Consider the following 11614-nt stretch of genomic DNA (forward strand, 5'->3'; position numbering starts at 1 on the left):
TGATCCGGAAAAGTGCGCAGCGGTTTTCCGAAAAGATCATGCTCAAACAACAACCTAAAGCGCGATGACGATTCATCCTAATCTCATCGCGCTTTAGTTCGGACCCAGCACGGCGTCCGCCCGCCGGCTGCCTTGTCTGACGATGATGATCGCGCCGTTTCGAATTGCAAATCTGGCGCCGAGCAGCTTTGGTATTTTCTCCGTGAGCGGGGATGGCAGCGGGATCATCGCACCGTCCACGACGTCGCCAACCTTGATGGCGTCTGCCGGAGCGCCTGGCGAGGGAGCCGGCTTGATAAACACCTTGACCTGCTGAATTTCCTCGGACGAGAGATTCAATGCGGCCTGCGTTTCGCCGAGACGATTGCTTCTCTCGATCGCAGCCTTGTCCCTTGCGTCCTGCTGCTGTTCAGCCTGACGCCTTGCCTTCTCGGCTTGATCCAGTTGCGCGACCCGCTCCTTGAGCGGCGCAAGCTCGCGATGAAGCGCGACAACCTCCGATTTCAATGACCTGATCTGGGTGAGGGCGATCGCCGCGCCGACGCATGCGACGAGCACGATCAGGCTGATCAACGCAAGAATGGCGCCCGTCGCTTCCCGACCCCGGCGTTCGGCTCCGGCATCGGAGATGTCTTGCGAAGGACCAGGGCGTATCCGGTCAAGCAATGATCGTGCTTTCGCGATCACGGAAGTGAACATGCGTGGTCTCCGGGAGAGCTTCGCCCGCTACGGCGATTCGCGGCGATCCGTCCCCCTTCAGCTCCGATACCAACTCGCCAAATTCCACGTCGTCACATCCCACCCCGAGATGTCGGCCATCAGGCTGTTGACGCTGCCGCCGACGATGTTGCGCGAGAGCAGTGGCACGAGCACGTTGGCTTCGCAGAAGATCTCGTTGACCTTGATCAGCAGTGCGGCGCGCTTGACGGGATCGAGCTCGTTTTGCGCGGCCTTGTAGGCCTTGTCGGCTTCGGGATCGGACCAGCGCGAGACGTTGCGGCCCAGCCACTTGTTCTCCTTGGTCGAGATCTCCCAGGACACGCATTGGTTCAAAAACCGCTCCGGATCGGGCTGCGGCTGCGTCGTGTTGTACATCTCCATGTCGCAATAGAGCTTCGAGTAGGTGTCGGGGTTGCCGACGTCGGACGAGAAGAACACCGATCCGGTGACCGACTTGATTTCGATGTCGATCCCTGCCTTCTGGCAGGCCTGCTTGATGATGGCCTGCGTCTTCTGCCGCGGGGCGTTGATCGAGGTCTGGAAGACGTATTTGAGCTTCTTGCCGTCCTTCTCGCGAATGCCGTCAGCGCCCATCTTCCAGCCGGCCTCCTCGAGGATCTTGTTCGCCTTGTCGACGTTGAACTCGTATTTCAGCTTGCTCGACTTGAACTGGCTGGGCTGGTTGACGAAGCTCGCCGTCGCGACGGCGGCGCGGCCGTAGATGAATTTCTGGATCGCCTCGCGGTCGACCAGCAGGTTGAACGCCCGGCGAACGGCCGGATCGGACAGCGTCGGATGCTTGGTCTTGGCGTTCGAACGCTCGCCGTCGACCTCGGTCCACGGGTCCGTCGTGTTGAGGATGACGAACTCGACGCCGCCGGAGAGCGTGAACTCCACCTTGCCTTTCCCGCTGGCTTCCATGCGCTTGAGGACTTCGTCCTCCACCAGCAGGTTCCAGGCATAGTCGTATTCGCCGGTCTGCAGCACGGCGCGCGCCGCGGAGACCGCATCGCCGCCGCCCTTGACCTCGAGCGTGTCGAAATGCGGCTGGTTCTTGACGTGATAGTCGGGATTGCGTTCGGCCAGGATCAAATCGCCCGGCTTGAACTCGACGAATTTGTACGGCCCGGTGCCGACCGGCTTCAGATTGCCCGGCGCGTCGCGCGACTTGGCGCCGGCATAGTCGCCGAAATGATGCTTCGGCAGGATCTGGCCGACGGAGCCGACGAAGGGGTCGGCCCAGAACGGGGTCGGAGCCTTGAAGATCACCTTGACGGTGTGGTCGTCGATCTTCTCGACCTTGATGTTCTGGTAGGACCCCGTGGTGTACGCCGCGGTTGCCAGATCCGCGGCATATTGCCAGGTGAAGACCACGTCGTCGGCGGTGAAGGGCTTGCCGTCATGCCACCGCACGCCCTGCTTCAGCTTCCAGGTCACGCTGGTGCCGTCAGGGGAGAGGCCGCCGTTCGCCTTGGTCGGAACCTCCGCAGCGAGGCAGGGGATGAGGTTGCCCTCCTTGTCCCAGCCGGCGAGCGGCTCGAAGAAGATGCGCGAGGCGACCTGGTCCTTGGTGCCGAGCGCGAAATGCGGATTGAGCAGAGTGGGGGCCTGCCAGATCAGGATCTTGAGCGGGCCGCCGCCGCCGGCCTTGGTCGGCTTGTATGGCAAGGTGGCATCCGCCATCGCCACGTCGTTCCAGAGCAGGATCTGGCTCGCGACCGGTGCTGCGATCCCGACCGCAGCCATTGTCCGGATGAACGCGCGTCGCGACAGCGTGCCTTGCTTCACCTCCGCGATGAAGCTGCGGATTTCGTTTTCGTTCATCAGAGCCCCCACCTGTCAGGAATAGTCGTCACCGGCCGCACCCATCATGTTTGATCATGGACGAGGCGGCAATGCCGGCAAGGCCGAACAGCCCTGCGGCGAAATGGCGAATGGACGATATGGATCCCGGTTTCGTGCCCCGGAGGCAGCGCAGCGTCTCCTTGACGGTGCGCTGCAGAGCCGGGGCCCATGCCGCACGGGAGACCGTAGCCGCGGGGTCCCGGCGTTTACGCGCGTCTTCAACGCGCCATGCGCGTTGCAGCTTGTCTGGGACACGAGCGTGAGCGGGCCGGTGCGAAGCGGGAACTGGACCGCCGCCCGAAACCGCGATCAGGCGACGATCCAGTGCGAACTAAACGAACTTGGGGAAGTTCAAAGGCCGCGCGCAACGCTAACCCGGTCGCAGCCGGCAGCTCAAGTTTCGTTGTGTTGCTCCGGCCGAAGATTCGTTGCCGCGCTGACGACGCATTCATGTGGAAAGCGGTTCAACGTTCACATGCATCGTCCGGCCAATGACGGATGCAAGAGAATGGCGATGGGTTGGTTCAGCAGGGGCAGGCGGATGCGGATCACGAACCCGGTCGGCGGACAGTTGCAGGTGGTGGCCTGTTCGCCGTTTCCCGACGCGGCCGGCGAGGTCGTTCTCGTTCCCAGATGCGTCATTGACGGGGTGATCGCCGCGGAGCGGCTCGCGCCGGCTGCCGTGCAGTATAGCGGCTACGACGTGCCCAAGCCGAAATGGCCCCGCCCCGGAATGGTGCTCCCCGTCACCGTGGACCTCGCCGATCCGAACCGGTTCAGGATCGAATGGGATCGGGTGCCGGCCGGGCGAGAGGCCGCCGAAACGCTTGCGGAGAGTCGTCGCGCTCCGCAACGCCGTGAGCGGCAGGCCGACACGGATCACGATCACCCGTTTCCCCGTGTCTGGCGCGAGGTGGCGCATGCAGATTCGTCGCCCGCGCTGGTCAACGGCCTCACGCCGCAGCAGACGGAGATCGCGCTGGCCGGCGGCGCCGCGGCGCTCGGTCTCGTGCCGGCCAGCGCGACAGTGCTGAGCGCGCACGCGGCGGAACCGAGCAGCGCGCCCGGCGGAAGCTGGGACATCACCCTCCGTGTCAGCGACCCCAATGGCGGGCCGCCCTGGCAGGCGGTGACGCGCATGTCATTCAGCAGCGCCGCGCGGCGCGAGATGCGCACCGCCACCGGATCCGAATTGCCGGTCCTGGTCGACCCCGACAACCGCAACCGCATCATCGTCGATGTCGCACGTCTCGCCTGAACGGCGCGACGGCTGCTTGCGGCGCAGGCTCTAGGCACAGCGTTCGCGCGCCGATCTTGCTGCCGCGCACAACAACAAGTCCCGGCATCGCACGGCATTCGCCTTGACAGGCGAAACGCTCCGCGCGCACATTCTTACACTAAGTAAGAATGACGACAGGGACGGAAATGTCTGAGCAGCCGCGAAGTCGGCGGCAGACGCGTGCGGCCATCCTGGGGCATCTGCTCCGGTCGGGCGGCACGTTTCGGCCACCTTTGGCCAAGGCGGTGCGCCTGTCCGAGGCGAGCCTGTCGCGAATCCTGTTCGATCTGAAGGCCGAGGGCCTGATCGAGGAAATCCGGCGGCCCGCGCCCTATGTCGGTGGCCCCTCGGGTCTCGTCTCGCTCGATCGTTCCGTGGCTCTGGCGGCGATCGAGATCGCGGGGCCGCGGCTGAGTGTCGGCGTCGGCGGCCTGTCAGGCGAACTGCACGTCAGCGAGCGTCTGCCGCTGCCGAAGACGCCGACCGCCGGCTCCGTCGGCCGCGTGTTTGGCGATGCGCTGACAGTGCTGCGCGGCTGGACCCGGCGCCGCCGCGTCGCGCTCGCGCAGATCGGCGTCTCCATTCCCGGGCTTGGCCGGCTGAGCGCATCGGACAATCCCATCATTCCCTGCGACGTCGGGCGCATTCGCGCCATGCTCGGCGAAATGTTCGCCGGCGTTCCGGTCGCGTTCACCAATTCGGTCGTGGCGCACGCCATCTTTCACCGCTGCCGCACCGCGGACTATCCGTTCAGCGGCGCGCATCTGTTCGTGTTCGTCGGCCAGGGCGTGGCCGGCGCCTGGATGGACGACGCGATCGAGGCCGACGGCCTCCAGCCCGTCGAGCTCGGCCACATGGTGTTCGGCGAGGGCGGTCCGCGCTGCCGCTGCGGCCATCATGGCTGCGTCGAAGCCTATACGTCGCTGCCGGCGATGGCCGGGCTGCTCGGCGTGCCCGAGCCGGAACTGCTTCAGCTCGGCAGCGATTGGGTCAGCGCGATTCCGATTCCGCCGCGCGTGCGCCGGGAGCTGCGGCTGCGCCTGTACCGGCTTGGCCTCGCGATCGGCAACACGCTGAACGTCAAGCCCTGTCGCGGCGTCGCGATCTCCGGCTGGCCGTCGCTGCTTGCGGAGGATGACCGAAACGCGCTGGTCGACGGCATCGACGCCTGCCTGCTCGGCGGGCGCAAGCTCGCGCAGGTGTCGCTCGCCTTCGTGCCGCCGTCGAACGGCAACGATCCGAGGGCCGCGCTGGCCTTCGCCGCCTCCTGCCTCGCCGGCCGCGGCGGCATGCCGGCGGCATCGACGGAGGCCGCCTGACATGCCCTGACGCCGCGCCGCTTCGCTGCCAAGAGTTCACACCCGGGAGGAACTGCCATGCCGATCACAACAACAAGGCGTCGTCTGCTCGCTGGATCCGCTGCCGCGCTCGCATTGCCGGCATTTGCCCGGGCGCAAGGCGCGGCCAAGCCGCGCCTGACCGCGATCTCGCAATGGTCCGCAGGCAGCGATGGGGCGGCCATCACGGCGCTCGGCAAGAAATTCGAGGAAAAGGGCGGGGTCTGGCAGCACTCGCCCGTCCCCGGGTTCACCACCGAGATGATGAACAAGCTGCGCGCTCAGATCATTGCCGGCGATCCGCCGGCCTGCTCGCAGCTCAAGGGCCCCGAGATTGCGGCCTGGTCGAAGATCGCCCCGACCGTCGATCTCGACGCCCTCGTTGCTGCCGCTGCTTACGAAAAGGTGGTCGCTCCGGACCTTGCAAAACTGCACAAGCCTGGGGGCAAGTGGATTGCACTGCCGTTGCAGATCTACAGCACCAACATGCTGTTTCTCTCCAAACGCGCGATGGACAAGGCCAAGGCCGACAAGATCCCCGTTACCTGGGCTGACTTCAACGATCTCGCCGAGAAGATGAAAACGGGCGGCATCGTATATCCCATCGCCAACGGCGGTACCCGGCCCGACGACGGGCAGAAATTCGAGGCCTCGCTTGCCGGCATCAATCCCGCTGCATACCGCGCAGCCATCATGAATCTCGACAAGAAGGCCCTGGAGGGTCCCGAGATCAAAGCCGCCTTCGTACAGATGCGCAAGATCACCCAATGGATGGACCCGAATGTCGGCGCCCAACCCTATGCCACCAACTTGAAGCGCTTCGTCGACGGCGACATGGGCATGATGATCATGGGCGGGTGGGCGCAGGGCGTGCTCCGCAACGCCGGTTTCAAGTTCGACGACTTCATCATCGCGCCGGGCCCCAGCGACAATAGCAAGCCTGTCTTCCTGCTGAATGCCGACGCCTTCATATTCTGGCAGCGCAAGGAGCCCGATCTGCAAGCCGGTCAGACGCTGATGGCCCAGCTCGTCATGGATCCGGCGATCCAGACCATGTATTCGCAGATCACGGGATCGATCCCCGTGCGCACCGATGTCGATCTTTCCGGCGAGGGCTGGTCGGACGGTCAACGGCGAACCGCAGCCGCGCTCAAGGACGCTGTCGCGAACAATCAGGCCGTCCTGAGCCTCGCGCACAACATGGCGCAGGAAAACGGCCTGACCGCCGCGATGATCGACGTGCTCACCGAATACGCCAAGAACAAGACGATTACGCCGGAGCAGGCGGTCACCCGCCTCGCCGAGGCCGTCGAGGGTTCGCGTTGACCGACGCCGTCGCCACAGCAACGCGGCCCGGCCGGCCGGCGATGTCCGACGCGGTCGGCCGGCTGCCAGAGTATCTGATGATCTGGGTGCCGCTGCTGTTGTCGGCCGCGCATCTGATTTCGTTTTCGCTGTGGACGATCTGGATTTCGTTCACGCCCTCCACGCTTGTCCCGGTCTCGGGTTGGGTGGGCTTGCGCAACTACACGGCAGTCATGTCGTCGCGAAACTGGCAGATTGCCTTCGACAATCTGCTGCTGTTTGGCAGCGCTTTCGTGCTGCTGAGTCTGATCACCGGCCTCATGCTCGCGATCCTGCTCGATCAGCGCATTCGCGGCGAGAACGTGCTGCGATCCATCTTCCTGTACCCCCTGGCGGTGTCGTTCGTCGTCACCGGCACGGTCTGGAGTTGGCTGCTCAATCCCGGCATTGGGATCCAGAAGCTCGTCCGCGATCTCGGCTGGACCTCCTTCCGATTCGACTGGCTGATCGACCGCGACATGGCGATCTGGACGATTGTGATCGCTGCGATCTGGCAATCCTCGGGCTTCGCCATGGCGCTCTTCCTGGCCGGCCTCAGGTCCGTCGACGCCGACATCATCAAGGCCGCGCAGATCGATGGCGCTGGACCGATCCGGACCTATTGGCGCGTCGTCTTGCCGACGCTCTGGCCGATCACCATCACCGTCGTCGTCGTCCAATTGCAGTTCGCAATCTCGGCCTTCGACCTCGTCCGCGCGCTCACCAATGGCGGGCCCGGAATTGCGACCCAGCTGCCGGCCCTTGTCGTCTACGATCTGATGTTCCAGCGCGGCCAACTCGGCCGGGGTGCGGCGGCGGCGGTGCTCATGCTGCTCATTCTTCTCGCGGTGCTGCTGCCCTATGCAGCGTGGCGTTATGTTCAGCGACGGCGGGCGACCCATGCGTGACAAAACCTTCGCGCCGGGCCGGATTCTGATCTATCTCCTCGTTTCATTGATGGCGGCCGCCTATCTCGCACCACTGGCTGTTGTGGTGCTGAACTCGCTCCGCACCAACGAGGAGATCGCCCAGGCCTCGATGATCGGCTGGCCGAAACAATGGGCCTGGGGCAACTATCTAACCGCCTGGAGCGGTTTCTGCGTCGCCGAGACCTGCGCCGGCATCCGGCCATACGTGCTGAACTCCGCGCTCGTCACGATCCCAGCGACGATTTTCTCGACCATGCTCGGTGCGGTCGCCGGATACGCCGTGTCGCTCTGGCGTTTTCGCGGCGACAGCTGGATCTACGGCATCGTGACCCTTGGCCTCTTCCTGCCCCAGCAGATGCGCCTGCTTCCCTGGACCATCGTGCTGCGGGACACCGGCCTCATCAACACGCTGACCGGTCTCGTGCTGATTCACACGATCCAGGGGCTCTCCTTCACCACGCTGTTCTGCCGCAACTACTACGTCGCCATTCCACATGAATTGATCAGGGCCGCACGCATCGATGGTGCCGGGTTCTTTCGCATTTTCTGGCGCATCATTCTGCCGCTCTCGGCGCCCATCCTGATCGTCACCGTGATCTGGCAGTTCACGCACATCTGGAACGAGTTCCTCTATGGCGTGACCTTCACGACCGGCCAGCAGCAGCCCGTCACGGCGGCTTTGATCGCGCTCTCCGCCGCAATCGCCGATATCCCGCAGCATGGCGTGCAGAGCGCTGCGGTGATCATCGCGGCCCTGCCTACTTTATTGATCTATCTGCTCGGCGGCAGGTACTTCGTACGCGGCCTGACCGCAGGGGCTGTGAAATGATGGGATTGTCATGGCAGCACTGAGCATTCGCGCCCTGTCGAAGCGTTACGCCAATCTGGAGGTGCTGAAGGCGATCGATCTCGACATCGAGAGCGGCGAGTTCACCGTGCTGGTCGGGCCGTCCGGCTGCGGCAAGTCCACGCTGCTCAACATCGTCGCCGGGCTCGATCGCCCGAGCGCGGGGACCATCGAGATCGGCGGGCGCGTCGTCAACGACATTGCTCCGAAGGACCGCGACATCGCCATGGTGTTTCAGTCCTACGCGCTCTATCCCTCGATGACGGTGCGCCAGAACATCACCTTCGGCATGGAGTGCCGCCATGTGCCGAAGGCGGAGCAGGAGAAGGCACTGGCGAACGTGGCCCGGCTGCTCCAGATCGAGCCGCTGCTCGGTCGCAAGCCGTCGCAGCTCTCCGGCGGCCAGCGTCAGCGCGTGGCGATGGGCCGCGCGCTGGTGCGCGATCCCCTGCTGTTCCTGTTCGACGAGCCGCTCTCCAATCTCGACGCCAAGCTGCGCGTCGAGATGCGGATGGAGATCAAGCGGCTGCACCAGCGCATCGGCGCCACCATCGTCTATGTCACCCACGACCAGATCGAAGCCATGACGATGGCGACGCGGATCGCGGTGATGCATCAGGGCAGCGTGCAGCAATTCGCCGATCCCGACACTGTCTACCGCTATCCCGCCAATCTGTTCGTTGCGCGCTTCATGGGCTCGCCGCCGATGAACACGATGCCGGCACGGCTCGAGGCCGAGAATGGCGGGCCAGTGGCCGTGATCGGCGCAGGGCGGCCGGACGAGGTCCGCATTCGCCTTCGGGGATACGATGCGGCGGCGTCCTATGCCGGCCGCGAAGTGGTGCTCGGGATCAGGCCGGAATGCATTGCCGAGGGCAGCCGCGTCTTTTCCGGCGATGCGCCCATCCTCGTCGACGCGCCGGTGGAGATGGTCGAGCCCACCGGTGCGGAGACGATCGTGCTGCTGCGGCTCGGTGGCGAGCCCGTGCTGGCGCGCATCACGCCGGATATCCGACCCGCGCCTGGGGCCTCCGCCAGCTTCGCGCTCGACACCCGGCGCATTTGCCTGTTCGACCCCGAGACGGAGCGGCTGATCGCATGACCCAGACGACATATTCGAGCTTGGCGGGCCGCGTGGTGTTGATCACCGGAGGCGCCAGCGGCATCGGCGCCGCCTTCGTGCGCGCCTTCGCAGGCCAGGGGGCCCGCGTCGCCTTCCTCGACATCGATACGCAAGCGGGCGAGGCGCTGGTCAAGGAGGTGGCGGACGTCTCCGGCTCGCGGCCGCTGTTCGTGCCGTGCGATCTCCTGGACATCGAGGCCTTGCGCGCCGCAATGGCACAAGTGCACGCAGCGCTTGGCGATGCCGCGGTCCTCGTCAACAACGCCGCCAACGATCAGCGCCAGGTTCTCTCCGACGTGACGCCGGCCGAGTTCGACTGGATGATCGGCGTCAATCTCAAGCACGTCTTCTTCGCGGCGCAGGCGATCGTGCCGCAGATGCAGGCGCGCGGCGGCGGTTCGATCATCAACATGTCGTCGATTGCATGGATGCGCGGCGCGCCGGCGCTGCCGGCCTATGCGGCTGCGAAGGCGGSGATCGTCGGCTTCACCAATTCGCTCGCCCGGCTGGTCGGACCCGACCGCATCCGCGTCAACGCCATCGCGCCCGGCATGGTGATCACGGAGCGTCAGCGGCGGCTGTGGTTTCAGGACGAGCAGCAGATCGCCGAGATGCGCTCGCGTCAGGCCATTCCGGACGCGGTGGTGCCCGACGACATCGCACAGATGGCGCTGTTTCTGGCCTCCGACGAGAGCCAGCGCATCACCCGCCAGTGCTTCCAGGTCGACGGCGGGCTCGGCTAGGGCGTGTACCCATAAACCCGCGCGGTAGACAGGGCGCGTACGAGGTCCGCTGTGCCCCTGATAGCAGCGCAATAGCGGACCTCAGCGGAGGTCCGAGTTGGGCCAGAAGGCGACATCACTGCCTTGGTGTGCTAAGATGAAACTTCCAAAAGATATGAGGTCGTGATGTCGTTCGCCTCAAACGCGATCTTTTCAATTTGGCCGTTGGGCATGATGAGTCTAGGCTTTGCGGACGCTTGGTTCATCCGGCAGATGCGCCGAAATCTGGCGCCCGGAATGGCTCARTTCGAGGGCTATTCAGATTGGCGTCTTGAGGGGCGCCGCCCTGCCCTTTGGCGSGACCCGTCCGCCTACAGCGAACAAGGCAGAAGATATCGGCGCTGCGCCATYGTGGTCGAAGGCTTGTTTCTTCCTTGGTTCTTCGCAGGACTGTTGGTGTGGGTGCCRAGATGAGGCCCCAACGCTAGCGGMCTGTWGWCGTCGCAGGTCTTTCTCCTCGGGTACTACAACCGGTGCAGGCGGGATCRAAATGTTGAAGTACGGCTGCCRYKATTGAGAATAATARCGTGCACCCCASAAAGGCTGTTAGCACAGCGCGCGACTGATATCTTGCKATCATAGCTGCCTCGGGCTCATCGTATCCGAGCTGCTTKATCCAGACTTCACGCGCTCTTCGCTGAATGCCGCCCATGCCGYTCGAACGAACGAACATGTAAGTCGATCCCCTTCTCCAGRCCGCCACCCTTTTCTTCGCCATTTCGATACTCARATAAAACGAMGCGAACGAAATGCCGATCACCGAAATTACGGTTATCACGCCTRTCAGMTTACGAAGCATCTGAAGAKTCCTTCCCCGGAAGCGCGYAGCACGGCACCGTCGGTATCGTGTMACTGTAGCAACCYGATCGTGACCTGCAATTGTCRGCTTTGGGTCAAAATGCGAAGAACTCAACCTGAGCAGATCCTGTCCGCCATGCCTCAATAAGCGGACCTCGTGGAGCGACGCCGCCACTTCGCCGAAGGGCCAGAAGCGGACGACGAGACCTAGCGTCTTGGCATCCCCCAGGCCAACGATAAGCTCGAACTTCTCCGGTGACTGCGTCCATCTGGGCTTGCCTTACGAACCCACTGACTACACGCTACCCAAATGAGCAGATTCCACGCCCGAGGTAAGGTCATGATCGGCGCCACGGCACTCCGTGCGCTTGTGCTGACTGCAGCCTTTTTAGCGGCGTTGTCGCCGGCCACCTGCCTTGGCGAAAACAGCAACCGCTTGCCGGCCAAGGCTACAAAGGAGCTACCACCGGCGTTGCTCTCGCTGCTCCGACAAAAGAAGATGCCAAAATACTCGCCTATCCTTGTGCGCGTCTTCAAGCAAGAGGCGGAGCTCGAAGTCTGGAAACAGGACACCACCGGCCTCTTCAAAATCCTCAAGGTGTACCCGATC

The 11614-nt window shown here is 64.1% G+C and carries 9 protein-coding genes and 1 pseudogene; 8 read left to right on the forward strand and 2 right to left on the reverse strand.

All coding sequences use genetic code 11. The features are described 5' to 3' along the window. Positions 1–93: 93 nt before the first annotated feature. Together ACXJL8_RS20370 and ACXJL8_RS20375 are read right to left on the reverse strand one after the other, a co-directional pair. Positions 94–687 (reverse strand): hypothetical protein, encoded by a 594-nt coding sequence (locus ACXJL8_RS20370; RefSeq protein WP_456685467.1) that lies wholly within the window; start codon positions 685–687, stop codon positions 94–96. Between the two features lie 69 nt (positions 688–756). Beyond that, a complete protein-coding gene (locus tag ACXJL8_RS20375) occupies positions 757–2544 on the reverse strand; it encodes a peptide ABC transporter substrate-binding protein (RefSeq protein WP_456623481.1) in 1788 nt (595 codons plus the stop codon). A 562-nt stretch (positions 2545–3106) separates the two neighbouring features. Between ACXJL8_RS20375 and ACXJL8_RS20380 the strand changes: the two genes are divergently transcribed. From ACXJL8_RS20380 to ACXJL8_RS20415, 8 genes and pseudogenes are all read left to right on the forward strand, one after another. Then, entirely contained in the window at positions 3107–3823 is a 717-nt protein-coding gene (locus ACXJL8_RS20380; RefSeq protein ID WP_456623482.1) for a hypothetical protein, read from the forward strand. Positions 3824–3990: 167 nt separating this feature from the next. Continuing rightward, positions 3991–5163: an ROK family protein gene (locus ACXJL8_RS20385; RefSeq protein ID WP_456623483.1), complete on the forward strand. Its 1173-nt coding sequence runs from the start codon at positions 3991–3993 to the stop codon at positions 5161–5163. A gap of 57 nt (positions 5164–5220) precedes the next feature. Further along, positions 5221–6507 carry an ABC transporter substrate-binding protein gene (locus ACXJL8_RS20390; RefSeq protein ID WP_456623484.1) on the forward strand — a complete coding sequence of 429 codons (1287 nt, stop codon included), beginning with the start codon at positions 5221–5223 and terminating at the stop codon, positions 6505–6507. Positions 6508–6548: 41 nt separating this feature from the next. After that, positions 6549–7433 carry a carbohydrate ABC transporter permease gene (locus ACXJL8_RS20395; RefSeq protein WP_456623506.1) on the forward strand — a complete coding sequence of 295 codons (885 nt, stop codon included), beginning with the start codon at positions 6549–6551 and terminating at the stop codon, positions 7431–7433. Then, complete coding sequence (locus ACXJL8_RS20400; protein ID WP_456623485.1) at positions 7426–8283, forward strand: carbohydrate ABC transporter permease; 858 nt, start codon at positions 7426–7428, stop codon at positions 8281–8283. The genes ACXJL8_RS20395 and ACXJL8_RS20400 overlap by 8 nt, the downstream gene beginning before the upstream one ends. 10 nt (positions 8284–8293) lie before the next feature. Further along, the gene (locus ACXJL8_RS20405) at positions 8294–9403 is read left to right on the forward strand and encodes an ABC transporter ATP-binding protein (protein ID WP_456623486.1); all 1110 of its coding nucleotides are present in this window, start codon (positions 8294–8296) and stop codon (positions 9401–9403) included. Then, complete coding sequence (locus tag ACXJL8_RS20410) at positions 9400–10167, forward strand: SDR family NAD(P)-dependent oxidoreductase (protein WP_456685468.1); 768 nt, start codon at positions 9400–9402, stop codon at positions 10165–10167. The genes ACXJL8_RS20405 and ACXJL8_RS20410 overlap by 4 nt, the downstream gene beginning before the upstream one ends. A 1177-nt stretch (positions 10168–11344) precedes the next feature. Continuing rightward, positions 11345–11614 (forward strand): annotated as a pseudogene (locus ACXJL8_RS20415) (L,D-transpeptidase family protein); the annotation flags it as partial.

This window comes from Bradyrhizobium sp. P5_C11_2, assembly GCF_054049755.1.

Bases quoted from the DNA above. Each gene is read 5' to 3' on its own strand.
- ACXJL8_RS20375 (WP_456623481.1), bottom strand. From the start codon at position 2,544: ATGAACGAAAACGAAATCCGCAGCTTCATCGCGGAGGTGAAGCAAGGC.
- ACXJL8_RS20380 (WP_456623482.1), top strand. From the start codon at position 3,107: ATGCGGATCACGAACCCGGTCGGCGGACAGTTGCAGGTGGTGGCCTGT.
- ACXJL8_RS20385 (WP_456623483.1), top strand. From the start codon at position 3,991: ATGTCTGAGCAGCCGCGAAGTCGGCGGCAGACGCGTGCGGCCATCCTG.
- ACXJL8_RS20390 (WP_456623484.1), top strand. From the start codon at position 5,221: ATGCCGATCACAACAACAAGGCGTCGTCTGCTCGCTGGATCCGCTGCC.
- ACXJL8_RS20395 (WP_456623506.1), top strand. From the start codon at position 6,549: ATGTCCGACGCGGTCGGCCGGCTGCCAGAGTATCTGATGATCTGGGTG.
- ACXJL8_RS20400 (WP_456623485.1), top strand. From the start codon at position 7,426: ATGCGTGACAAAACCTTCGCGCCGGGCCGGATTCTGATCTATCTCCTC.
- ACXJL8_RS20405 (WP_456623486.1), top strand. From the start codon at position 8,294: ATGGCAGCACTGAGCATTCGCGCCCTGTCGAAGCGTTACGCCAATCTG.